General features: G+C 38.6%; 19 protein-coding genes and 1 pseudogene. 11 read left to right on the top strand and 9 right to left on the bottom strand.

Features of this window, described 5'->3' with window-relative positions:
* Positions 1–97 precede the first annotated feature (97 nt).
* The 8 genes from acs to ACFJGY_RS13785 all read right to left on the bottom strand — a co-directional run bounded on the left by acs (position 98) and on the right by ACFJGY_RS13785 (position 9,254).
* Positions 98–2,005, bottom strand: a complete 1,908-nt coding sequence (acs, locus tag ACFJGY_RS13820; protein WP_379964891.1) for an acetate--CoA ligase — start codon at positions 2,003–2,005, stop codon at positions 98–100.
* A 129-nt stretch (positions 2,006–2,134) separates the two neighbouring features.
* Positions 2,135–2,497: a response regulator transcription factor gene (locus ACFJGY_RS13815; protein ID WP_379964889.1), complete on the bottom strand. Its 363-nt coding sequence runs from the start codon at positions 2,495–2,497 to the stop codon at positions 2,135–2,137.
* An 8-nt stretch (positions 2,498–2,505) separates the two neighbouring features.
* Positions 2,506–5,175 (bottom strand): ATP-binding protein, encoded by a 2,670-nt coding sequence (locus ACFJGY_RS13810; protein ID WP_379964887.1) that lies wholly within the window; start codon positions 5,173–5,175, stop codon positions 2,506–2,508.
* Positions 5,168–5,362: a hypothetical protein gene (locus ACFJGY_RS13805; protein ID WP_379964885.1), complete on the bottom strand. Its 195-nt coding sequence runs from the start codon at positions 5,360–5,362 to the stop codon at positions 5,168–5,170. Before ACFJGY_RS13805 ends, ACFJGY_RS13810 begins: the two co-directional genes overlap by 8 nt.
* Before the next feature lie 78 nt (positions 5,363–5,440).
* On the bottom strand, positions 5,441–5,668 hold the full coding sequence (locus tag ACFJGY_RS13800; RefSeq protein ID WP_063969357.1) for a DUF6814 family protein: 228 nt from the start codon (positions 5,666–5,668) through the stop codon (positions 5,441–5,443).
* A gap of 35 nt (positions 5,669–5,703) precedes the next feature.
* Positions 5,704–7,284: an MFS transporter gene (locus ACFJGY_RS13795; RefSeq protein ID WP_379964883.1), complete on the bottom strand. Its 1,581-nt coding sequence runs from the start codon at positions 7,282–7,284 to the stop codon at positions 5,704–5,706.
* A gap of 27 nt (positions 7,285–7,311) precedes the next feature.
* On the bottom strand, positions 7,312–8,691 hold the full coding sequence (locus ACFJGY_RS13790) for a porin (RefSeq protein ID WP_379964881.1): 1,380 nt from the start codon (positions 8,689–8,691) through the stop codon (positions 7,312–7,314).
* 146 nt (positions 8,692–8,837) lie between these two features.
* Entirely contained in the window at positions 8,838–9,254 is a 417-nt protein-coding gene (locus ACFJGY_RS13785; RefSeq protein WP_379964879.1) for a helix-turn-helix domain-containing protein, read from the bottom strand.
* Positions 9,255–9,414: 160 nt separating this feature from the next.
* On the opposite strand from ACFJGY_RS13785, the gene ACFJGY_RS13780 reads away from it, so the two are divergent.
* The 8 genes and pseudogenes from ACFJGY_RS13780 (at position 9,415) to argH (ending at position 18,091) form a co-directional block, all read left to right on the top strand.
* Complete coding sequence (locus tag ACFJGY_RS13780; RefSeq protein WP_379964877.1) at positions 9,415–9,993, top strand: GNAT family N-acetyltransferase; 579 nt, start codon at positions 9,415–9,417, stop codon at positions 9,991–9,993.
* On the top strand, positions 9,986–11,179 hold the full coding sequence (locus ACFJGY_RS13775) for an argininosuccinate synthase (RefSeq protein WP_379964875.1): 1,194 nt from the start codon (positions 9,986–9,988) through the stop codon (positions 11,177–11,179). The genes ACFJGY_RS13780 and ACFJGY_RS13775 overlap by 8 nt, the downstream gene beginning before the upstream one ends.
* A 104-nt stretch (positions 11,180–11,283) precedes the next feature.
* A complete protein-coding gene (gene argC / locus ACFJGY_RS13770) occupies positions 11,284–12,249 on the top strand; it encodes an N-acetyl-gamma-glutamyl-phosphate reductase (RefSeq protein ID WP_379964873.1) in 966 nt (321 codons plus the stop codon).
* A 91-nt stretch (positions 12,250–12,340) separates the two neighbouring features.
* Entirely contained in the window at positions 12,341–13,510 is a 1,170-nt protein-coding gene (locus ACFJGY_RS13765) for an aspartate aminotransferase family protein (protein WP_379964871.1), read from the top strand.
* Between the two features lie 100 nt (positions 13,511–13,610).
* Positions 13,611–14,579, top strand: a complete 969-nt coding sequence (locus ACFJGY_RS13760) for an N-acetylornithine carbamoyltransferase (protein WP_379964869.1) — start codon at positions 13,611–13,613, stop codon at positions 14,577–14,579.
* 84 nt (positions 14,580–14,663) lie between these two features.
* Positions 14,664–15,455, top strand: a complete 792-nt coding sequence (gene argB, locus ACFJGY_RS13755; RefSeq protein WP_379964867.1) for an acetylglutamate kinase — start codon at positions 14,664–14,666, stop codon at positions 15,453–15,455.
* A pseudogene (locus ACFJGY_RS13750) lies at positions 15,430–16,511 on the top strand (M20 family metallo-hydrolase). Before argB ends, ACFJGY_RS13750 begins: the two are co-directional and overlap by 26 nt.
* 275 nt (positions 16,512–16,786) lie before the next feature.
* Positions 16,787–18,091, top strand: a complete 1,305-nt coding sequence (gene argH / locus ACFJGY_RS13745) for an argininosuccinate lyase (protein WP_379964865.1) — start codon at positions 16,787–16,789, stop codon at positions 18,089–18,091.
* 87 nt (positions 18,092–18,178) lie between these two features.
* Here the strand turns inward: argH and ACFJGY_RS13740 are convergent, their stop codons facing one another.
* Complete coding sequence (locus tag ACFJGY_RS13740; protein WP_379964863.1) at positions 18,179–18,640, bottom strand: Lrp/AsnC family transcriptional regulator; 462 nt, start codon at positions 18,638–18,640, stop codon at positions 18,179–18,181.
* Positions 18,641–18,892: 252 nt separating this feature from the next.
* Here ACFJGY_RS13740 and ACFJGY_RS13735 point away from each other — a divergent pair, with 252 nt between their 5' ends.
* The 3 genes from ACFJGY_RS13735 (at position 18,893) to carB (ending at position 24,166) form a co-directional block, all read left to right on the top strand.
* Complete coding sequence (locus tag ACFJGY_RS13735) at positions 18,893–19,795, top strand: aspartate carbamoyltransferase catalytic subunit (RefSeq protein ID WP_379964861.1); 903 nt, start codon at positions 18,893–18,895, stop codon at positions 19,793–19,795.
* 98 nt (positions 19,796–19,893) lie between these two features.
* Complete coding sequence (gene carA, locus ACFJGY_RS13730; protein ID WP_379964859.1) at positions 19,894–20,982, top strand: glutamine-hydrolyzing carbamoyl-phosphate synthase small subunit; 1,089 nt, start codon at positions 19,894–19,896, stop codon at positions 20,980–20,982.
* 1 nt (position 20,983) lies between these two features.
* On the top strand, positions 20,984–24,166 hold the full coding sequence (carB, locus tag ACFJGY_RS13725) for a carbamoyl-phosphate synthase large subunit (RefSeq protein ID WP_379964857.1): 3,183 nt from the start codon (positions 20,984–20,986) through the stop codon (positions 24,164–24,166).
* The last annotated feature ends 24 nt before the right edge of the window (positions 24,167–24,190 follow it).

Below are 24,190 nucleotides of genomic sequence, written 5' to 3'. Positions count from 1 at the left end.
TCAAGCTCAGGATAAACTCCACCTCAACCAGACAATATTGAATTTCACTCTCAAACCCTCAAATCCTCAAACTCTCCAATGCTCTAACTTCTCAGCCCTAAACTCTTTCATTCTTGATTTCATCCACAATCTCAGGATTCAGCAAGGTCGAGATATCCCCAAAGCTGCTGAAGTCGCCCTCGGCAATCTTTCTCAGGATCCGGCGCATAATCTTCCCGGATCTCGTCTTCGGCAACCCTGATACAAATTGGATCTTATCCAGCTTCGCAATGGGTCCGATCTGCTCAGATATCAGCTGATTGATCTCCTTCGCCAGGTTTTCTTTATTTCGAACTTCACCAGTTTCTTTCAATGTCACGTAACCGTAGAGCGCATTCCCTTTGATATCGTGCGGATAACCTACGATGGCAGACTCCGCCACCGCTGGATGTTGATTGATGCTGTCCTCGATAGGAGCCGTTCCCAGATTGTGTCCGGAAACGATGATCACATCATCCACACGACCTGTGATCCTGTAGTAGCCGACCTCATCCCTCAAAGCGCCATCTCCCGTGAAATATTTCCCCGGGAAAGCCGAGAAGTAAGTTTCCTTATACCGCTGATGATCGCCCCAGATCGTTCTGGCAATCCCTGGCCAAGGAAAGCGGATGCAAAGATTCCCATCCACCTGGTTTCCGGTGATTTCATTCCTCTTCTCATCCATCAACACCGGCTGAATTCCCGGCAACGGAAGAGTGGCATAAGTTGGTTTGGTAGGTGTCACGAATGGGATTGGCGAGATCATAATACCTCCGGTTTCGGTTTGCCACCAGGTATCGACGATCGGGCATTTTTTCTTCCCGACATTGTCATTGTACCAGTGCCAGGCCTCATCATTAATAGGTTCTCCCACAGAGCCAATGACTTTCAGCGAGTCTAGATTATGTTTCAAAACCCAATCCACACTTTCCTTTGCCAAAGAACGAATCGCTGTTGGAGCTGTGTAAAACTGAGTCACTTTATGTTTCTCGATCACTTCCCAGAATCGCCCGGCATCCGGGAAAGTCGGAACTCCTTCAAAGATCACAGTCGTTGCGCCATTCAGAAGCGGACCGTAGAGAATATAAGAATGCCCCGTAATCCACCCGATATCCGCCGTACACCAATAGATATCATTCTCTTTATAATTAAAAACATTTTTGAATGTATAAGCCGTGTAAACCATGTAACCAGCGCAGGTGTGTAGCATTCCTTTCGGTTTCCCCGTGGAGCCTGAAGTGTAAAGTATGAACAACGGATCTTCTGCATCCATAATCACAGTCACGAAATCCGCCGATGCTTTATCATAATATTCGTCCATCCAATGGTCACGGCCTTCCTTCATCTTCACATCGTTGTGGGTTCTTTTCACGACCAAAACGTTTTCTACCGTTGGTGTTTTTTCTAATGCTTCATCTACCAGACTTTTCAGATCAAGAACTTTGTTTCCTCTGTAACTTCCGTCTGAGGTGATGACCATCTTCGCCCCGCAGTCATTCACTCTCGATGCCACCGCTGAAGAAGAGAATCCTGCAAAAATCACCGAATGTACTGCGCCTAATTTAGCACAGGCCAGCATTGTAATCGCCAGTTCCGGAATCATTGGTAAGTAGATGCAAACTCTGTCACCTTTCTCTATTCCCAGTTCACGAAGGATATTCGCTACTTTATTGACTCTGATGTACAATTCGTTGTAAGAAATATGTTGCGCTTCTTCCTTCGGGTCATTCGGTTCCCAGATGATTGCCGTCTTATCTCCACGCACAGAAAGGTGTCTGTCCAGGCAGTTTTTTGTGATATTAAGTTTTGCATTTTTGAACCATTTGATGTTGGCTTCCTGCATATCATAATCCACAACCTTGGACCAGCGCTGATACCAGACGAAATTCTCATCCGCAATTTTATCCCAAAACTTCTTCGGATTCTTGATTGATTTTTTGTACTCTTTGAAATAATCCTGTAAATTCTGAATGTGATAATTTCTCATTGTTTATCTATTTTTAATTCTTAAAATCATTGTTTCTTTAATGTAATTTGTCAAGCTGAAGTGAAGTTCATCCTGAGCTTGACGAAGGGAAGCCCTTTCCTAATCTTTACCTTCTCTCTTTTTGTCTCTTTAACTAAGCATTTCCTCAATCTGTTGAATCAATTTCTTAATAGAGTAGGGTTTTGTTACATAAGCGTCAGCTCCCAGATTGAGGCCTTTCTCAATATCTTTTGGGTTAGCTTTGGCACTCAGGAAAATAACTTTTGTGTCTGCTAATTCTTCCATCGTTTTGATTTGCTCCAATGTGCTGTAACCATCCAGATTTGGCATCATAATATCGAGGAGAATGACATCCGGCGTGATGGTTTTCAGTAATTCCAAAACCTCAGTTCCGTCCCTGGCAATAAAAACGTCATACCCTATCTTCCTGAAACTGTATTCCAGAGACATCAGGATCTTGTGTTCGTCATCTGCAATTAATATCTTTTTCATTGTTTTTTCTAATTTGTGTTTATTAATTGTAATGTAAATGTAACGCCCAATTCATTATTTTCTGCAGCAATACTTCCGTTGTGTGCTTCCATTATCTTTTTACAAATCGCCAATCCAAGACCGCTGCCGGAAGGTTTTCTCAGGTTTTGATTTCGGGATTGATAGAATTTATCAAAAATTAAATTCAAATCATCCTCAGGAATTTGTTTCCCGGTATTGAATATTTTAATAATTAATTGATCATCCTTCTCCTGAAACTTTGCCTGAATAGTTCCCTGTTCATCGGTGAACTTCAAGGCGTTTCCTAGAATGTTCTGAAAAACCTGGATCAGTCTGGCTTCGTCATATTCAAAAATGTGATTGGTCAAAAGGTCAACTTCGCTCAAATGAATATTTTTCTGATGAATCAAATGACTGATTGGATTCAAAGCTTTTTGATAAGTTTCAGTGATATTATTTTGATTTATATTCAAAGCGATTTCACCGTGTTCCAACTTGTCTAGGTAAAGAATGTCATTAATGATTTCATTCAGTCGGTCAGATTCTGTGATGATGTTGTTGAGAAACTCTCTTTTTATTTCTAAAGGAATATCATCGTCGTCTGCCAGGATTTCGCCTGCAGAACGAATTGCTGTAATTGGTGTTCTGAGTTCGTGAGCGACGGAATCCAGAAAATCATCTTTCTGTTTGTCTTTGAAGATGAGATTTTCATTAGCGAAACTTAATTCGTTGGAAAGTTGTCGCAGTTCCCGGCTCTGTTCAGTAAGTTTTTTATTAAGACTAATATTTTCTTTCGATTCTTCGAGGATTTCTAAAACTTCTTTCAAGGAGATTTTATCTTCGTGTGTCACGCCTTCAATCAAAATCTTTGCAGAAGCTGTTCCGATTCTTCCTGATAAAAGGTTTTCTGAAAATTTGATGAATCTCGCATCAGCGGTTTCTGTTCTGGTGTCTATATTATATTTGAGGTTGAAAATCCGCATAGCCTGTTCGGTTTTCTTTTCGCCAAGGAATTTCACAAGAATATTCCGAATATCAGACACAAAAGCTTTTCCACGCCAGATAAATGCATTTTCGTGATTCTGAATGTATCGGTCGATATCGACATAAATTTCGGCAAAATTTCGTTCCCGATAATCACCTTTTTGACTTAATGAAGTAATAACGAATAAGCTGATATTAATTAAAATTGACCAAAAGAAAACTTCGGAAATACTACTCAAATATGGAATGTCGAAAAAGCTGAACCAATTGTACATATCTCTCACCAATTCTTTGAATTCCTGATTGTAAGAGAAATAATACTGTGGAATGATCAACCCAAAATAACAAATGGCCAAACCGCCAATCAATCCAATCACTGCACCTTTATAACTGCCTCTTCTCCAAAATATCGCCCCGAAAAATGATGGACCCAATTGAGAAATTATCACAAACGAAATCAATCCAACCGAATATAAACTGTTTTTCAGAATGAAATATTTATAGAAGACAAACGAAGTGACTATCAGAATGAAAATGCTGACTTTTCTAATGTTGACAATGCTTTTCGTGTTTTTTGTTTCATTGTGCGAGTTCAGTTTATCAAGCCAGCCGTATGGAATAATGAGATTGTTCGACAACATAATTGATAATGTAATACTCGAAATAATCACCATTGAAATTGAAGAACTCAATCCGCCAAGAAAAACCAGAACTGTGATAATTTGATTATTGAAATGTTGTGGAATTAAAATCGAGTAAAACTCTGGATTCACAGTTTGTCCTTCAAAAATAATTCTTCCGCCCCAGGCAATTGGAAATACAAATAGATTGAATATCAGTAAGTAAAGCGGGAAAAACCAAATCGCTGTTTTCAAATGCTTCTCCTGTCGGTTTTCGACAATCGTGGTGTGGAATTGTCTCGGTAAAAGGAAAATCGCCGAAGCAGAAATCAGACAAAGAATCATCCAGTTAAAACTTCCTTCCAAACCTTTGAACGTATTTTTCTCTTTGAAATCCGGTAGAAGACTTGCCTTTGCATAAATATCAGAAAAGCCATCAAAAGCAAAAAACGTTACAAAAACACCAAGAACAATTAAGAAAATTAATTTCAGAAAACTTTCCAAAGCAACGGCGGAAATGATTCCCAATCTTTTCTCGGACGCATCAACATATCGCGTTCCATAATAAGAGGAAAATAAAGCCAGAAGCACCACCACAAAAGTTGCATTGTCAGTAAAAATATTCTCAGAAATTGGTGTGTTGGTAACCAAATGGAAGCTTTCGGAAATCGCTTTGATCTGCAACCCTATATAGGGGATGATTCCAAAAATACATACCAATGTGATAATCGCCCCAAAAGAACGGCTGTTTCCATACCTCAATGAAATAAAATCTGCAATACTGCTTACTTTATTCACTCTCGAGATTCTAAGGATTTTCTTATTAATATAAATCCAGGCCGGAATAATGATAATCGGACCAATGTAAATCGGGAGATAATCCAGACCGTCATTCACGGCAACGCCAATGCTTCCGTAATAAGTCCAGGCCGTGCAATAGACAGCCAGAGAAAGCGAGTAGATGTACGGATTGTTCACCCAAATCTTACTCTTCTTTTTCTCGGCACGATGGGCGACCAAAAAAAGAAGGGCGAGATAGAGAATGACAACCGCAAATAAGGAAACGCTACTCATCGTATTTTTTGAAAATTATAAAAGATACCACTGCCGATAAAAGCCAAACCCCGAAAATGTAAACGTACAGCATTGGCAACCCGAAAACCTCTCTTTCGCTATTGAATAAAAGAATAATTGGCGCACTGAACAAGATCATCAGTCCAAAACTCAGGATAATCAGTTTCTGTTCGTGTCGCTTTTTCATAAATGATAATCGATAAAAGATAATTGATGAACAAACATTGTCATTCATCAATTATCAAATTATAATTTAATTGTTGTTTTAAATTTTCTCGTCAGAATATTCTCCGCTCAAGGCATAGTATCCGAAGATTCCCAAGCCACCGCAAACAATTGGCAAAAGGATGAATACGATGATAATCCCGAAAACCAAATCCTCCTGTTTTCCCGATGTCAGTTTAGGAATTCCCATTACCGTCAGTCCGAAATACAGAACGACCAATGCCAATAATATCCAAACGATACCTAATATTTTTTTTATGCTGTCCATTTTGTTTGATTTAAAGTTAATTAATAATTCTTGAATTAATCGTGAATATTATTGTTTTTCGTTTTCAGATAGAACAATCCAATCACGAGACAGACCGCCGCAACGCCAATCGGATACCAGAGTCCTTCCAGATACCAGCCTGCGTGTCCCGCATCTTTTCCGTTTGTCACAAGATAAGTCGCAACAGCAGGCAGAAGTCCGCCGAAAATACCATTACCAATATGATAAGGAAGCGACATCGATGTATATCGAATCTTAACTGGGAACATCTCTACGAGAAATGCCGCAATCGGACCATAAACCATAGTCACAAAGATGACTTGAATGAAAACAAGGAAGACCAGATACCATTTCGTATCATCATTGATTTTGACAGATGAGGTTACTTTTGGTTCTTCAGCTTTTCCGTCTTTCATCACAGGACCGGCTGCAGACCAATGTACAATACTGTCTTTTTTGAATAAAGTTCCGTCTGTGTAAGCAATTTCTTTGTGGAAAGTTACGAGACTGTCAGTTGCGATTTTTGCGTGAACTTTTGAAGTTCTTTTTTCAGTAATTCCGTTTGCTGAAATCTCTTTTGTTTTTGTATCCACAGAATTGAACATTGCGCTGTAAATAGGTCGGTAAGCTAAAATCGCAACGAGCATTCCGGTCATCATCACGGCTTTTCGTCCGATTTTATCCGACAACCAACCGAAGAATACGAAGAATGGTGTTCCAAGTAAAAGTGCAATGGCCATCAAAGTATCGACTTGGGTCGTGTCAATTGTCATTACTTTCTGCATAAAACTCATCGCATAGAATTGCCCGGTATACCAAATCACACCTTGTCCCATCGCTGCTCCGAAAAGTGCCAGCAAAACAAATTTGAAATTGAATTTGTTTCCAAAACTTTCTTTCAGTGGATTGGTAGAAGTTTTTCCTTCGCTTTTAGCTTTTGCAAAAAGAGGCGATTCCTTCATATTCTTTCTGATGAAATAAGATACCACAACCATCAAAATTGAGATCCAGAACGGAACTCTCCAGCCCCAATTATCAAAATCTTCCGCAGAAAGTGATGATTTGGTAATAAGGATTACAATTAATGAAATAAATAATCCCGCAGTCGCCGTTGTCTGGATCCAGGATGTCCAGTAACCGCGTCTGTGAGGTTGTGCATATTCCGCAACATAAGTCGCTGCACCGCCATATTCGCCACCAAGTGCTAAACCTTGCAAAAGTCTAAGGATTAAAACTAAAACAGGTGCCATAAAGCCAATCGTCTCATAACTTGGGATACATCCGATGAGGAATGTCGAGAATCCCATAATCAGAAGCGTTACGAGGAAAGTGTATTTTCGCCCAATCAAATCGCCCAATCTTCCGAAGAATAACGCACCAAAAGGCCTTACAACAAAACCCGCTGCAAACGTTGCTAATGTTGATAAAAAGGCGGCTGTCGGATTGTCAGCTGGGAAAAATTTCGTCGCTAAAACAACGGCCAAACTTCCGAAGATATAGAAATCATACCATTCGATAAGGGTTCCGAGTGACGAAGCCATAATCACGCTCCAAATGGTGCGGTTTTTCTGCTTATCGCTCAGGTTTTCGTACTGTTCGTGATGTGAATTGCTCATTTTATATTAAGATTTGATGTTAAACGGTTATAGATAGATTTGGAATTGAAGGATAAATTCTCCCTTAGATTTCGGTTCTGCAGAAGCACTTGTATAAGTTGGTCTTGTTGAATATTGAGTCGTCAATTTCGCGTGATGACCATCAATAAACCAGTTGGCGCCAACATCAAATTGCGAAGAAGAATTCTCCAAAGCTTTGAAGTTTTTATTCGTGTAAGCTGCAAAAGGCTGGATTCTGATTTTTGGTTTTTCGGCATTACTTGGCAATAATAATCCGGCTTGCAGATAGTAGATATTTCCTGTTCCAATCATTGGCTGGAGATTTCCTGCACCGGCAATTGCTTTATCGCCGATGAAATTCGGGTCGTTTGAACCAACATTCATTATTCCGAGATTTCTCAGATAATTTGGTCCGAAGTTGTAATTGTAGAAACCTGCATAAGCCGAAAGTGACATTTTGTTTTTCGCATTTCCTAAAGGCAAATCTGCGAATGCATCGATGGCGTAAAGTGCGATATCGTGTTTTTCAATTTGTGAATTAACAGAAGTTCGTGTTCCGTTTTTCTGATGATAAAAACCGGCGCCGAGATTGAAAACTCTTTTAGTTCCAAGGTAAGAGCCAACTTTAAAAGGTAAAAGGTTAGATTCCGAGTCAAGGAATTGATATTCTACATATCCGGCTTTGGAGAATTCCGGGTTTCCGTTATTATCAACTGCGACTCTTGCTGCTGGATTTGTTACATCAACTGGTGTAAGATTGGTTGCGAATGGTTTGTTTAAACTAAATCGATATTCAAATTTTCCATATTTCCCTTTGGCAAACATTCCCATTTGTCTGGCAAATTGGTCAGAATTATCTATCAAAGGCCAGGTGAAAATCGGCGAATCAACAGTCAGGAAATTTAATGTAGAAGCCATCGTCATTCTGGAAAGACCCATATAATAATGAAGTCCGGCTCCAATCGACAAACTGAATTTCCCCGCTTCTCCCGGCAAAACTACCGCATATTCATTCCACGCATCGTGAAAAAACATCTGTGGCTTTTTGCCGTTTCCATAACCGCCAGTTCCTGTTGAGCCTGAACCGCCACCGTTGATAAAAGTCTGATTATTAATTCCGAAGTGCATCAAAACCATATATCTTTTGGTGATTTGTGCATAGGCAAGCGCTCTCAGTCGTCGGTTTCCGATATTCCAGGAATTTTTTGTTGCTTCGTCGGCAATCATCGTTCCCGGATTCATTTCCGTATTTCTCAACCATATCTGGTTCCAAAGAATAAATCTTACATACTTATCGCCTTCCGGATTGAGGTTTAATTTTAAACCATTTCCGTAATCAGGCGATCCTTGCGAATATAGGCTAGTGCTAAAAAGCACTAAAACTATAAAAGTTAGAATTTTCTTCATTAATTAATAAGAATTTGGTGTTTATTTTGTGATTGCCAAATTGTTATTAATATTTTGTTTGTAAAAATTTAATATATATTAGTGGAAAGAATATAGTTTTATTTATAATTGATTAATGATAGATGATAGGCGGTCCTTTTAATGATTTATTTCTTGAACCTTTCCCATTTGATTAACATATACTTATCGGCAAATTGTGTAATAATTAATCCTGAATTCTCAAGATTATTTTCCTGCGAAATATATTCTATCAATTCATTTTGCTTCAAAACTTTATAAACCGGATGAAACTCCGAATGTGGCGGTCGCGTAATGTTATATTTCTTAATCCAGGAACTGATGCTGACGTGGGAAACACCGATGATTCTTTCGATTTCACGATAGCTCAATCCTTCTAGGTAAAGTTGTAAAGCTTTGGTTACATAGTAATCATCAATCTGTTTTCCTAATTTCTTTACCGTGAAATTATAGTTGCAGTTTTTGCAATAAAACCTCTGTTTTCCCTTGATAATTCCACTCTTTGAAACTTTATCATTGTTGCATTTAGGACATTGATTTTCCATAGCTATACCTTTTTAGCAAATGTATAATAATTTAGCAATATTTAATATTTTATTAAAGATAATATTGTTGTTAAAAATTATTTAACAGATAAAATTATCTTTTTAATTTGGTTAATAAAGATAAATGTATTTAAATTTGTGGCTTAATTAGATAATATCAATGAAATTAGAAGTTTCCTCAGAGAAACATTTGGTATATGTAGAAGAAATCCGAAACGAAATGGAGGATTCTGCGAAAAAGAGAGGAACAGGCATTGCAAAACGTTCCTCCGAATATCTGGGCAAAAAAATCTCGGAAGGGAATTCCATCATCGCAATAGACGAAAATGGAACCTGGGCAGGCTTCTGTTATATAGAAACCTGGACAAACGGAGAATATGTCGCCAATTCCGGATTGATAGTTTCCCCCCAATTCAGAAACGCCGGATTAGCAACTTTGATTAAAGAGAGAATCTTCGAACTTTCCAGATTGAAATATCCAAATGCAAAGATTTTCGGACTCACAACCGGATTGGCAGTGATGAAGATAAACAGCAGTTTAGGTTATAAACCGGTGATTTATTCAGAACTCACTCAGGATGAACAATTTTGGAACGGTTGCAAAAACTGCGTGAATTATGAAATTCTGATGATGAAGGAGCGCAAAAACTGCCTTTGCACGGCAATGCTTTTCGTCCCGGAAAAAGTAAATATGAATAAAGAAAAAGATTTTGAATCTATAAATAAAGACAATGAGTAAGAAAGTAGTTTTGGCATTTAGCGGAGGTTTGGACACGTCGTATTGTGCAAAATATCTGAGCGAAACTTTGGGCTACGAAGTTCATGCAGTCACAATCAACACAGGTGGTTTTGATAAAAATGATGAGGTTTTGCTTAAGGAAAAAGCAGGAAAATTAGGCGTAGCTTCTTACAGGTTTATTGATGCTTCAGAAAAATATTATAACGATTGTGTCAAATATTTGATTTTCGGTAATGTTCTGAAAAACAACACTTATCCATTGTCAGTCAGTGCAGAAAGAACGATTCAGGCGCAAACGATTGCTGAAGCTGCTTTGGAAATCGGAGCTGATGCAATTGCACACGGAAGTACAGGCGCAGGAAATGACCAGGTTCGTTTCGATTTGATTTTCAACGTAATGTGTCCGAAAATCGAAATCATAACCCCAATTCGTGATTTGAGTTTATCGCGTGAAGACGAAATTCAATTCCTGAAAGACCACAACTACGAAATGGATTTTGACAAAGCCAAATATTCTATTAATAAAGGACTTTGGGGAACTTCCGTTGGCGGAAAAGAAACTTTGACTTCCCGATATTCACTTCCGGAAGATGCTTTTCCTTCGCAAGTTGGAAAAACAGAGCCTTCTAATTTGGAAATCGAATTCAAAAATGGAGAACTATTTTCCGTTAATGGCGAGACGTTTTCGCATCCAGTTTTCGCAATTCAGAAGATTGAAGAACTGGCTTCACCTTACGGAATAGGTCGAGATATCCACGTTGGAGATACAATTGTCGGGATAAAAGGTCGTGTAGGTTTTGAAGCTGCGGCTGCGTCAATCATCATCAAAGCACATCATTTGTTGGAGAAACATACATTGTCAAAATACCAGCAGACGATAAAATCACAGTTGTCAGATTGGTACGGAAACTGGCTTCACGAAGCGCTTTTCCTAGACCCGGTGATGAGAAATATAGAATCATTTTTGCAAGATTCTCAGAAAACAGTGAACGGAAAAGTATTTATCACGCTTCATCCATATCGTTTTGTTTTGAACGGAATTGAGTCTGATAACGATTTAATGTCTTCAAAATTTGGAAGTTACGGCGAAGAAAATCTCGCTTGGAGTGGCGATGATGTCAAAGGTTTTACCAAAATCCTCAGCAACTCGCTTAATATTTATCATCAGGTCAATAAGTTGAATTAGAGTAATTTTTAAGATGTCATCCAGAGCGGAGTCGAAGGACTTTGAGGACTTAAAATATTTTCAATAATTATAAAAAAAATCTTTGCGCTCTTTGCGTTAAAAATATGAAAAAATCAGTCGGAATCATCGGAGCTAATGGCTACACAGGAAGCGAACTCGTTCGTTTGCTCGTATTCCATCCGAATATAGAATTAAATTTTTTGTTCAGTCGTTCCAATTCCGGAGTGAAAATTTCAGAATTATATCCGGATTTGGACTCGATTTGCGATTTGGTTTTGACGAACGAAATTTCAGAAACTGACATTCTTTTCCTTTGCCTTCCCCACAAAGAAAGCCAAAACTGGCTGAATGAAAATCCAGTTTCTGAAGAAACTTTAATTATAGATTTAGGAAACGATTTCCGTCTCGATGGTAATTTTGGAAACAGAAATTTTGTTTATGGTTTGCCTGAAATTTATTTTAATGAAATTCAGAATTCGAATAGCATTGCGAATCCTGGATGTTTTGCAACTGCGATTCAATTGGCATTGTTACCATTAGCAAAAGAAAATTTGCTGAAAGATGTTTACACAACTGGAATTACAGGTTCAACTGGAGCTGGGCAATCTCTGCAACCGACAACACATTTCACTTGGCGAAATGACAATATTTCAGCTTACAAAACTCTGAATCATCAGCACGTCGGCGAGATTTTAAAACAAGTCAATTTGCTTAATGACAATGAAGTAGAACTCAATTTCGTTCCGTGGCGCGGTGATTTTGCAAGAGGGATTTTTACAAGTTCAATTATTGAATGTGATTTGGAATTAGAAAAAATTTACAAATTATATAAGGATTTCTACAAAGATTCACCTTTCGTAAGAATTTCAGAAAAACCGATTGATATGAAACAAGTTGTAAATACCAATTACTGTGTCATCCAAATCGAAAAACAAGGAAACAAAATAGCAGTTCATTCCGCAATCGATAACTTATTGAAAGGCGCATCTGGACAAGCAGTCCAAAATATGAATATCGCAAACGGTTGGAACCAAAATTTAGGATTAAACTTAAAACCTTTAGCCTTTTAAACTTTGGTGAGTTTTACGTCTTTGCGAATCTTAAAAGCAGTTTGAAAAATAAAAAAAATCTTAGCGCACTTTGCGTTTAAAAAATGTAAAAATGAATTTATTCAACGTATATCCACTTTTCAACATCAATCCTGTCAAAGCCGAAGGTTCTTTCCTTTGGGATGAAAAAGGCCAAAAATACCTCGATTTTTATGGTGGTCACGCAGTGATTTCCATCGGTCACAACCATCCGCATTATGTTGAGAAATTGAAAAATCAATTGGAGAAAATCAGTTTTTATTCCAATTCGGTTCAGAATAATTTACAAACTGAATTGGCTGAAAAATTAGGAAAATTATCAGGTTACGAAGACTATTCATTGTTTTTATGCAATTCCGGAGCAGAAGCGAATGAAAATGCTTTGAAACTGGCTTCATTCTACAATGGAAAAAAGAAAGTCATTTATTTTTCAGAAGCTTTCCACGGCCGAACTTCCGCTGCTGTGGCGGTAACAGATAATCCGAAAATCGTCGCACCAGTCAATGAATCTGAGAATTTTATCAAATGTGAATTCAATAATTCTGAAGAACTAAAAAAGATTTTTACAGAAAATCAAAACGAAATTTCTGCAGTGATTGTCGAAGGAATTCAAGGTGTTGGCGGTATTAATATATTGGACAAAGATTTCATTTTAATGATTGAAAAATTGTGCAAAGAAAATAATGCGGTTTTGATTTTAGACGAAGTGCAGTCTGGTTACGGACGTTCCGGAAAATTCTTTGCCCATCAGGAATTCGACATCAAACCGGATTTGATTACGGTTGCGAAAGGAATGGGAAATGGCTTTCCGATTGGAGGCGTTTTGATTAGTCCAAAATTCGAGGCGAGTTACGGATTATTGGGAACTACATTTGGAGGAAATCATCTGGCTTGCGTGGCTGGAATTGCAGTTTTGGAAGTGATTGAAAATGAAAATTTGATTCAAAATTCTGAAAAAATAGGAGCTTACATCGAAGAAAAAATCAAAGATTTCCCACACATCAAAAACATCAAAAGGCGTGGTCTGATGATTGGAATCGAGCTCGACCAAGCTTGTGCAGATGTCAGGAAAGAATTATTATTTGAACATTTTATTTTTACCGGAAATGCTAATGACAAGAATGTTCTGCGGATTTTACCGGCGCTCAATATTTCGGAAAGAGAATCCGATTTGTTCATCAATGCTTTAGAAAGAACTTTGACTGCCATTGATTCGAAAAAACAGGTTTTAACAGAGAATTAAAAACATTCACTTCGATGAGCGTCAGCGCCTTTGCGAACCTTAAAAACAGTTAGTAGTTAAAAAAAATATTTGCGCGCTTTGCGTTCAAAAAATTAATCAAATGAAAAATTTCACTTCGGTTTACGATATAGATAATTTGCAAGGAATCATTGCAAAAGCTTTAAAAATAAAAGAAAATCCATTACAAAATCCAATTAAGGAAAAAGGAAAAACAATTGGGTTGGTTTTCCTTAATTCCAGTCTCAGAACAAGATTGAGTTCCCAAATTGCTGCACAAAATTTAGGATTAAATGTCCTAACACTCAATGCTGCTCAAGAAGCTTGGAATCTTGAATTCTCTGATGGAACGGTGATGAACGGCGACACTGTTGAACATATCAAAGACGCTATCGAAGTCCTGAATCAATATTGTGATATCATCGCCGTACGATGTTTCGCAGGAATGAAAAGCAAAGAAGATGATGTGAACGAAAGCATTCTAAGCCAATTTTTGAAACACGCCAAAGTTCCCGTGATTTCTTTAGAATCTGCAACCCGTCATCCGTTGCAAAGTTTGGCAGATTGCATCACAATTACAGAAAACTGGAAAGAAGACAGAAAACCAAAAGTCGTTTTGACTTGGGCGCCTCACATCAAACCGATTGCACAGGCTGTTGGAAACTCATTCACAGAATGGATGCAACAAATGGACGTTGACTTCGTGATTGCAAATCCGGAAGGTTACGATTTGGATAAAAATTTCACAAAAGACACAAAAATAATTCATAATCAGGACGAAGCGTTGAAAGACGCAGATTTTGTTTATGTGAAAAACTGGTCGTCGTTTGAAGATTATACAGCGATGCCGAAAGTTGGAGAAAACTGGATGTTGACCAATGAAAAATTAGAATTAACTAACAATGCAAAAGTAATGCATTGCCTTCCCGTCCGTAGAAATCTGGAGTTAAGTGATGAAGTAATGGACGGCAAAAACTCAATCATTTATCAGCAGGCAAAAAACAGAATTTTTTCTGCACAAGCGGTTTTCAGTGAAATCTTAGATGATATTAATAGGAAAGATGAGAATTGAAAATATCAATAGGAGCGGGCTTTAGCCCGTTTATGCGGATGGAATTAAATTGGCTTTAGCCGAAATATAAAGGCAAAATAATAAATGCAAAAACTACACATCATAAAAATCGGAGGCGCTTTAATCGATGACAAAAAATCATTGAAAGCTTTTCTTCAGCAGTTTTCTCAAATCGAAGGCGCCAAAATCTTGATTCACGGCGGTGGAAAGATTGCAGAAACTCTAGCGGAAAAACTGAAAATCACGCAGACGATGATCGATGGTCGCAGGATTACAAACAAGAAAACTTTGAAGCTCGTAACAATGGTTTACGCCGGCCGAATCAACAAAAATATTGTGGCAAAATTGCAGAGTTTCAATTGCAACGCGATGGGATTTTCCGGTGCAGACGGAAATTTAATTCAAGCTGAAAAGCGTCAGCATCCAACCATCAATTTTGGATTTGTTGGCGATATTAATGAAAAAAGTATCAATCAGGAATTGATTACAAATATGATAAATCTGGGTTTGGCTCCGGTGTTTTCTGCAATCACTCACGATAAAAAAGGAAATCTGTTAAACACCAACGCAGACACGATTGCCGGAACTATTGCCCAGGCTTTATCAAAAAATTTCGAGACAGAATTGTTGTTCTGCTTCGATAAAAACGGGGTTTTAGAAGATGTGGAAGACGAGGATTCAAATCTTAAAACCATTAATAAAAATGAATTTTCTGAATTAAAATCAAAAGGAAAACTTCACAAGGGAATTTTACCAAAACTCGAAAATGCTTTCAAGGCCAAAGAAAACAGCGTCCAGAAAGTGTCTTTGATTAACGAAAAAAAACTGTCAGACCAAATAAAACAAGGAAATGAAGGAACTGAAATCTGTCTTTAGCAGAGAAGAACTTGCGGAAAACGCCGTCAAATTACTGAAAAAACTCATCGCAACACCATCTATGAGTCGCGACGAATACAACGCTTCGCTCATCATCGAATGCTTTTTCAATGAGCATCAATTGAAGGTCAATCGATTCAAAAATAACATTTGGGCAACCAACAAACATTTTGACGCCGGCAAACCATCGATTCTCCTCAACACGCACCACGACACGGTAAAACCGAACAAAGCATACACTTTGGACCCATTTATTCCGGTGGAAAAAGACGGCAAATTATTCGGTTTGGGAAGCAACGATGCAGGCGCATCTTTGGTAGCGATGGCGCAGACTTTTCTTTATTTTTATGAAGCTGAAGATTTGACTCATAATTTAGTCATTGCTTTGACAGCCGAAGAAGAAATCTCCGGTTTGGACGGCATCGAAGCCTTGTTTCCACAGCTTCCGAACGTCGAATTGGCAATCGTTGGAGAACCTACAAAAATGAATCTTGCGATTGCAGAAAAGGTCTTTTGGTAATCGACGGCGAAATGCTGGGAACGCCTTCTCACGCCGCACATCCGAACGATGACAATGCGATTGTAAAATGTATGAAGGATTTGCAAAACATCCTCGATTTCAAATTCCCAAAAGTGTCTGAATATCTTGGCGAAGTGAAAGTGACGTTATCCGTCATCAACGCTGGAACGCAACACAATGTCGTTCCCGAAAAATGCAATTTCACATTAGATGTTCGCGTGACAGACGAATATTCAAATCGAGAAGTTTTCGAAATCATCCAGTCGGAGATGAAATCAAAACTGACGCCGAGGTCGTTCCGTCTCAACTCCTCAAAAATTGACGTCAATCATCCGTTTGTTCAGGCTGGATTGGCGTTGGGCAGGACGACTTACGGTTCGCCAACATCCTCGGACCAAGCGATTATTCCGTGCACATCGGTCAAATTGGGACCATGTGACAGCTTGCGTTCCCACACCGCAGACGAATTTATTTACATCGACGAAATCCGAGAAGGCATCGATGTTTATATCAAAATATTAGAAAAAATATTGTAAATAATTTGGGCCGCTTTTCCGCCTTCCACTCCCGCTTTTTTTTCATTGCGATTGAAGTGAGTCAATCAATAGAACTTGACAATATTCGCAATGAAAAAAAGAGCTCCGTTCAAGTCGGGCTGCAGCTTCGCAAAGCTGAAGATTTGTCTTCACTTCAAATGAGCTTAAAAATTTAGTCTTAGCTGAGCGTAAGCGCCTTTGCGAACCTTAATAAAACAGTTAGTTGTTAAAAAAACTTTGCGCGCTTTGCGTTCAAAACATCAAAATATAAGAAAATGAAAAAAATCTGGCAAAAAGACAACACCACAACCAATGATTTGGTTACAAAATTCACGGTCGGAAAAGACCTGGATTTTGACGACAGATTAGCAAAATACGATGTACTGGGTTCTATCGCCCACTCAAAAATGTTGGCAGAAGTTGGGTTGATTCGCCTTGATGAAGAGCAGGAAATCGTGGCGGTTTTGGAAGAAGTTCTTTCGGAAATCGAAAAAGAAACTTTCGAAATCGATAAAACCGCAGAAGATATCCATTCTCAAATCGAAAATATCCTTATAGAAAAATTAGGCGAAACAGGAAAGAAAATCCACACCGCAAGGTCAAGAAACGACCAGGTTTTGACGGATATCAAATTATACTTGATTGACGAAATCAGAGAAATCACAGAACTGACCGATTTATTTTTTCAAATCCTGAAAGACAAAGCCAATCTTCACAAAGACGTTTTGCTGCCTGGCTACACGCATTTGCAGGTGGCGATGCCGTCGTCTTTTGGATTGTGGTTTGGCGCGTATGCAGAATCTTTGGTGGACGATTTGGAATTGCTTTTTGCAACGAAGAATATCATTAATAAAAATCCACTAGGCTCGGCCGCTGGCTACGGTTCGTCGTTCCCGATTGACAGAGAAAGTACGACTTACAAACTCGGTTTCAGAACATTGAATCACAATGTGGTTTATGCGCAGATGACGCGTGGGAAATCCGAAAAATTATTGGCAAATTCATTGTCGGTTTTGGCTGGGACTTTAAGCAAATTTTCTTACGATGTTTGTCTTTATTTAAGTCAGAACTTCGATTTTATACGCTTTCCAAAAGAATTTACGACTGGAAGCAGCATTATGCCGCACAAAAAAAATCCGGATATTTTTGAGTTGGTAAGAGCAAGATGCAACAGAATTCAGGCTTTGCCGAATGAATTGATTTTAGTTACGAATAATTTGCCTTCTGGTTATCACAGAGATTTGCAATTGACAAAAGAAATCCTTTTCCCAGCCATCGATTCTTTGAAAGAATGTCTCGAAATCCTTATTTACACGCTTCCAAACATCGAAGTGAAAGATAATATTCTGGACGACGAAAAGTACAAATACATCTTCAGCGTGGAAAAAATCAATGAAGAAGTAAAGAATGGAAAATCATTTCGAGATGCTTACATCCAAATCGGTCAGGAAATAGAAAATGGTTTGTTTGAATACAATTATAAGGAACTCAATCATTCTCATCAAGGCAGTTTGGGAAACCTTTGTCTCGACGAAATCGAATATCAGTTTAATAAAGTTAGAGATAAATTATTAGGATAAGCATTTTGATTTTTTCTAGCAGATAAAACTGATTTTGCAGATTATTTGAAATCTGCTGAATTTGCTAAATCTGCGAGAGACTTGAAATTAATCCAGCTTGAATTTGGTCGATTTTTTAACTTCAGCCAATACGATAGAACTGTGATATTGCCCAATATGAGGACTGTTTGAAATCACATTCACTGTAAAATGATTGTAGGAATAAATGTCGTTTGCAAGGATTTTTAACTGATAATCATATTCGCCGGAAAGACTGATGATTTCCTGGACTTCATCGTATTTTGAAATGTAATTTTCAAATTCTTTCAGTGTCGTTTGAGATTGCTCTTTGAGGCGAACATTACAGTAAACAACGATGTTGATTCCGAGCTTTTCACGGTTGAGTAGGGCGACATATTTTTCTACAACGCCACTTTTCTCAAGGTTTTTGATACGCTCGTAAGTCGGCGTGAAAGTCAGTCCGATTTTTTCGGAGATTTCCTTTACTGATAGCGTAGAATCCTCCTGAAGAAGTGAAAGAATTAATTTGTCTTTTTTGTCCAAACTCATAATAATATCATTCTTTCAAAAGTAAAGAAAATATTTGACTGGAGAAATTTTAAGCGCAGAAGTTCATTGATTTATTATAAAAAAGTATAGATAAGATTTTATCATATCGAAAATATTGGTATCTTTGCACCCAATGAATCTGGTACAGAATTTAGCGACAAAAACATTTGGCAGTATTGCCGACAACAACAATATTTTTTATATTTAACGAAGTCTTTTAGGCTTCGTTTTTTTTATTTAAAAATTTCAGATATGATCAAGCTTGCACGCGTCTCCACGGAGAGTATAGAGAAAATTTTACAGGAAGCACAGCAGTTTGCAGATGGTAAAGTCAGCAAAATTAAAGGTGATGTTTTCGCCGCGAACCTCTTTTTTGAGAATAGTACCAGAACCAAGACAAGTTTTGAAGTGGCGGAGAAGAAACTCGGACTTCAGGTCATCGATTTTGAGGCTGAAAAAAGTTCGATTGCAAAAGGCGAAACGATGCTTGACACGATCAAAACTTTGGAAGCTATCGGCGTAGAAGTGGCAGTTATCAGACATTCCGAGAAAAGATATTACGACCAGCTTCAGGATGCGAAATTGAGTATCGTGAATGCAGGCGACGGCGTTGGAAGTCATCCTTCACAGGCACTTTTGGACGCTTTGACCATCATTCAGGAATTCGGAAAGATTGAAGGTTTGAAGATTGGAATTGTAGGCGATGTAAAACACAGCCGAGTTGCCAATTCAGGTTCGGGCTTATTCAGAAGATTGGGCGCAAAAGTATATTTCTCTGGCCCAGAATTCTGGTTTGACGAAGGAATGTTGGTCAACGGAACTTATATGCAGTTCGATGATTTGGTGAAAGAAGTGGATGTTTTAATGTTGCTAAGAATACAGCACGAGCGTCACGAGAGAACTTTCAATTTTAAATCTGAAGATTATCTGAAGAAATTCGGGTTGACGAAAGAAAGAGAAAAGAAAATGAAACCAACTGCAATCATTATGCATCCAGCACCAATCAACAGAGGTGTAGAAATTGATTCGGAATTGGTAGAATGTGAAAGGTCCAGAATCTTCAAACAAATGCAGAACGGCGTTTTTGCAAGAATGGCGATTCTTAAATTCGACCTTGAGAATAAAGGTTTCGAGTTTGTCGACTCCCAAAATTAAAAATTAATTCACGCTTTTCGGGCGTGTTTTTTTTGAGTAAAAATTAAAAATAAGTCTTTGTACATCATACGTTTTACATTGTACAATAAAAATAAAAAATGAAAAAGAAATTAATATTAGAATCCGGAGAAGTATTCAATGGGGTAGGATTCGGAGCAGAACAGGAAACTGCCGGCGAAGTGGTTTTCAACACAGGAATGACGGGTTATCAGGAATTGATTTCCGACCCAAGTTATTGCGGACAAATCGTTTGTATGACCTATCCTTTGATAGGAAATTATGGTATTAACAGAGACGATTACGAAAGCATCGAACCGGCAATCAAAGGTTTAATCGTGAAAGAATTGTGCGATTTGCCTTCCAATTTCCGGACTCAAATGACTTTGGATGAATTGTTCCAAAAGAAAAATCTATCCGGAATCTCTGGAATTGACACCCGAAGACTGACCAGAATTCTTCGTAACAAAGGGGTTGTAAAAGGAAAAATCGTAAACGCGGAAACAGACGAAAATTCTGTGGTTGAAGAGTTGAAAGTGACTAACTTCCCAACAACCCAAGTAGAATCTGTTTCCACAAAAACAGCTTACGCAAGTCCTGGAAGAGGATTCAAAGTGGTGTTGGTAGATTTTGGTTCCAAATTGGGAATTATCCGCGAATTGTCTCAAAGAAATTGCGACATCATAGTAGTTTCTCAGGACACAACCGCAGAAGAGATTTTACTAATGGACCCAGACGGTATAATGCTTTCCAACGGTCCTGGCGACCCGGAAGATGTGAAAGGTGCATCAGAATTGATTAATGGATTGCTTGGAAAAGTACCGATTTTCGGGATTTGTTTGGGGCATCAATTGATTGGTTTGGCTTGTGGTGCAAAAACTTACAAACTGAAATTTGGTCACCGAGGTGGCAATCATCCGGTTTTGGATTTAGAAAAAAATAAAGTAGCAATCACTTCTCAGAATCACGGTTATGCAATTGACCAAGAATCTTTGAAAAATACTGATTTAATAGAAACACACATCGCACTGAACGACAGAACCAACGAAGGTTTGAAACACAAAATTCATCCTTGTTTCTCAGTTCAATACCACCCGGAAGCTAGTCCAGGACCAGAGGATGCGAATTATCTATTTGATGATTTTATTGAATTAATGGAGGCGTTTAAATCTAATCAAGTAAAAAAGTAAAATGGCAAAGCGAACAGACATAAAAACAATTTTAGTAATCGGCTCAGGTCCAATCATCATTGGCCAGGCTGCGGAATTTGATTATTCGGGAACACAGGCTTGCCTTTCCTTAAGAGAGGAAGGTTACAGCGTGATTCTGATCAATTCCAATCCGGCGACGATAATGACGGATAAAGAAATTGCCGACAAAGTTTATATCGAACCGATTTCTCTGGAATTCGTTTCCAGAATTATCAGAAAAGAACGTCCGGATGCTTTGCTGCCGACTTTAGGTGGACAAACCGGACTTAATATGGCCGTGGAATTACAGAAATCCGGAATCCTGGAGGAATGTAAAGTTGAAGTTTTAGGAACTAAATTGGACGCTATCAACCAAGCCGAAGACAGAGACCTTTTCCGTGAGTTGATGCACGAATTGAATGAGCCGGTTCCAGATTCAGACATCGTAACAACTGTTGATGGAGCCGTAGCTTTTGCTGACAGAATCGGTTATCCGGTGATTGTTCGTCCAGCCTTTACAATGGGTGGAACAGGCGGTGGAATTGCTGCCACAGAACCTGAACTTCGTGAAATTGCCGAATTGGGATTAAAATATTCTCCCGTAACGCAATGTCTGATTGAGAAATCTATCGCAGGTTTCAAAGAGATAGAATATGAAGTGATGCGTGACAAAAACGACAACGCGATCGTGGTTTGTAATATGGAAAACATCGACCCGGTTGGTGTTCACACGGGAGATTCCATCGTGGTTGCGCCTTCGCAGACACTTTCTGACAGAGAATATCAGATGCTGAGAAATGCATCACTCAAAATCATCCGTGCTTTGGGAATCGAAGGTGGTTGCAACGTTCAGCTCGCTCTCGATCCACATTCTTTCGATTATTATATTATTGAAGTAAATCCGAGAGTTTCGCGTTCATCGGCTTTGGCAAGTAAAGCAACTGGTTATCCGATTGCGAAAATTGCAGCTAAAATTGCCGTTGGATTGACACTCGACGAAATTAAAAATCCTGTAACCGGAACGTCTTACGCTTGTTTCGAGCCAGCTTTGGATTATGTGGTGACCAAGTTTCCAAGATTTCCTTTCGATAAGTTTGAAACGGCGGACAGAAGACTTTCTACTCAGATGAAAGCGACAGGCGAAGTAATGGCCATCGGAAGAAATTTCGAAGAGTCTTTGCACAAAGCCATCCGTTCTTTGGAAACCGGACTTCGTCATTTGGGATTAAAAACAAAACAAGCTTTAGCACTTACAGACGAGGAAATCGAAAGAAGAATCCGGGTTTGCGATGACGAAAGATTGTTCATCATCGGTGATGCTTTGAGAAGAGGTTACGATTGGGAACAGATTGTTGAATGGAGCAAAATCGATAAATTCTTCATCTGGAAAATTAAGAAATTAATTGATTTCGAAAAGACAATTGCAGATAACAAATTCGATAAAGAAACGATTATCGAGGCTAAGAAATTAGGTTTTGCAGATCTTAATATTGCTCATCTTTGGGAAACAACGCAACGTGAAGTTTTCAATTTCAGAAAAGAAAACGAAGTAATGCCGGTTTACAAAATGGTTGATACTTGTGCTGCTGAATTTGAATCTGAAACACCTTATTTCTACGGAACTTATGAGGAAGAGAATGAAAGTGTGGTTTCTGATAAAGAAAAAATCATCGTTTTAGGTTCTGGTCCAATCAGAATCGGGCAAGGTGTCGAGTTCGATTATGCCACGGTTCATTCGGTTTGGGCAATCCAACAGATGGGTTACGAGGCGATTATCATTAATAATAATCCTGAAACGGTTTCTACAGACTTCTCGATTGCTGACAAATTATACTTCGAACCTTTGGCGGAAGAAGACGTGATGAACATCATCGAACTCGAAAAACCAAAAGGTGTTGTGGTTCAGTTTGGAGGACAAACAGCCATCAATTTAGCGGATAAATTAGCAGCACACGGCGTTCAGATTTTAGGAACTTCACTCGAAGATTTGGACAGAGCTGAGAACAGAGATAAATTCGAAAAAGCACTTCAGGAATTGGGGATTCCACAACCTTTAGGAAAAACATCGACTTCAAAAGAAGAAGCGATTGTGATTGCCAACGAAATTGGTTATCCGGTTTTGGTTCGTCCAAGTTATGTTTTGGGCGGACGTGCGATGGAAATCGTTTATACGGAAAAAGAGCTCGCTCATTATATGGAAAATGCGGTGGAAGCAAGTCCGGACCAGCCGGTTTTGATTGACCGATATTTGACTGGACAGGAAGTAGAAGTAGATGCAATTTGTGATGGCGAGACGGTTGTCATTCCCGGAATTATGGAGCATATCGAAAGAGCAGGTGTCCATTCCGGAGATTCGATTGCGGTTTATCCGCCACAACATTTGACGGAAACTCAAATCAAAACATTAGAAGATTATACGCAAAGATTAGCAAGAGGCTTGAATGTCATTGGATTGATGAATATTCAATATGTGATTTCCAAAGGCGAAGTTTTTGTAATTGAAGTGAATCCACGTTCGTCCAGAACGGTTCCTTTCTTATCCAAAATCACTGATGTTCCAATGGCAAATCTTGCCACGAAAGCAATTCTTGGAGCAAAATTGAAAGACCTAGGTTACACTTCCGGATTGATTCCGAACAAAGAAGGCATATTCGTAAAAGTTCCGGTTTTCTCTTTCAGCAAGCTGACGAAAGTAGATATCCAGTTAGGACCGGAAATGAAATCGACGGGCGAAGTAATGGGGAAAGATTCAACCTTCGAAAAGGCTTTGTACAAAGGTTTGATCGGCGCCGGTAGAAAAGTTCCGACGCACGGTTCAATCTTATTCACCGTTGCTGATCAGGACAAAGAAGAAGCTGCTGAGATTGCAAGAAGATTCCATACAATAGGTTTCAGAATTTGGGCGACAGAAGGAACAGCGAAGTATTTTGAAGAGAAAGGGATTCCTACAAAAATAGGTTACAAAATCGGAGAGGAAAGTGTAAACCTTATCGATTTGATTCAAAAAGGAAAAGTCCAGTACGTTGTAAACACGACAACTAAAGGAAAACAAGCCGAGAGAGACGGTTTTCAAATCAGAAGAATGTCTGTGGAAAACGGGGTTCCTTGTTTGACATCAATGGATACGGTTGAAGCGATCTTGAAAGTGATTGAGAGTATGACTTTTAAGATGGAAGTAATGTAATTTCTAAATTTTATAAAAACTAAA

Source organism: Epilithonimonas sp. UC225_85, from assembly GCF_042695135.1.
Taxonomy (GTDB): domain Bacteria; phylum Bacteroidota; class Bacteroidia; order Flavobacteriales; family Weeksellaceae; genus Epilithonimonas.
The sequence above is the reverse complement of the archived record's forward strand: the minus strand, read 5'-3'. Positions and strand labels throughout refer to the sequence as shown.

Coding starts and splice junctions, on each gene's coding strand:
- acs (WP_379964891.1), bottom strand. CDS start 2,005: ATGAGAAATTATCACATTCAGAATTTACAGGATTATTTCAAAGAGTAC.
- ACFJGY_RS13815 (WP_379964889.1), bottom strand. CDS start 2,497: ATGAAAAAGATATTAATTGCAGATGACGAACACAAGATCCTGATGTCT.
- ACFJGY_RS13810 (WP_379964887.1), bottom strand. CDS start 5,175: ATGAGTAGCGTTTCCTTATTTGCGGTTGTCATTCTCTATCTCGCCCTT.
- ACFJGY_RS13805 (WP_379964885.1), bottom strand. CDS start 5,362: ATGAAAAAGCGACACGAACAGAAACTGATTATCCTGAGTTTTGGACTG.
- ACFJGY_RS13800 (WP_063969357.1), bottom strand. CDS start 5,668: ATGGACAGCATAAAAAAAATATTAGGTATCGTTTGGATATTATTGGCA.
- ACFJGY_RS13795 (WP_379964883.1), bottom strand. CDS start 7,284: ATGAGCAATTCACATCACGAACAGTACGAAAACCTGAGCGATAAGCAG.
- ACFJGY_RS13790 (WP_379964881.1), bottom strand. CDS start 8,691: ATGAAGAAAATTCTAACTTTTATAGTTTTAGTGCTTTTTAGCACTAGC.
- ACFJGY_RS13785 (WP_379964879.1), bottom strand. CDS start 9,254: ATGGAAAATCAATGTCCTAAATGCAACAATGATAAAGTTTCAAAGAGT.
- ACFJGY_RS13780 (WP_379964877.1), top strand. CDS start 9,415: ATGAAATTAGAAGTTTCCTCAGAGAAACATTTGGTATATGTAGAAGAA.
- ACFJGY_RS13775 (WP_379964875.1), top strand. CDS start 9,986: ATGAGTAAGAAAGTAGTTTTGGCATTTAGCGGAGGTTTGGACACGTCG.
- argC (WP_379964873.1), top strand. CDS start 11,284: ATGAAAAAATCAGTCGGAATCATCGGAGCTAATGGCTACACAGGAAGC.
- ACFJGY_RS13765 (WP_379964871.1), top strand. CDS start 12,341: ATGAATTTATTCAACGTATATCCACTTTTCAACATCAATCCTGTCAAA.
- ACFJGY_RS13760 (WP_379964869.1), top strand. CDS start 13,611: ATGAAAAATTTCACTTCGGTTTACGATATAGATAATTTGCAAGGAATC.
- argB (WP_379964867.1), top strand. CDS start 14,664: ATGCAAAAACTACACATCATAAAAATCGGAGGCGCTTTAATCGATGAC.
- argH (WP_379964865.1), top strand. CDS start 16,787: ATGAAAAAAATCTGGCAAAAAGACAACACCACAACCAATGATTTGGTT.
- ACFJGY_RS13740 (WP_379964863.1), bottom strand. CDS start 18,640: ATGAGTTTGGACAAAAAAGACAAATTAATTCTTTCACTTCTTCAGGAG.
- ACFJGY_RS13735 (WP_379964861.1), top strand. CDS start 18,893: ATGATCAAGCTTGCACGCGTCTCCACGGAGAGTATAGAGAAAATTTTA.
- carA (WP_379964859.1), top strand. CDS start 19,894: ATGAAAAAGAAATTAATATTAGAATCCGGAGAAGTATTCAATGGGGTA.
- carB (WP_379964857.1), top strand. CDS start 20,984: ATGGCAAAGCGAACAGACATAAAAACAATTTTAGTAATCGGCTCAGGT.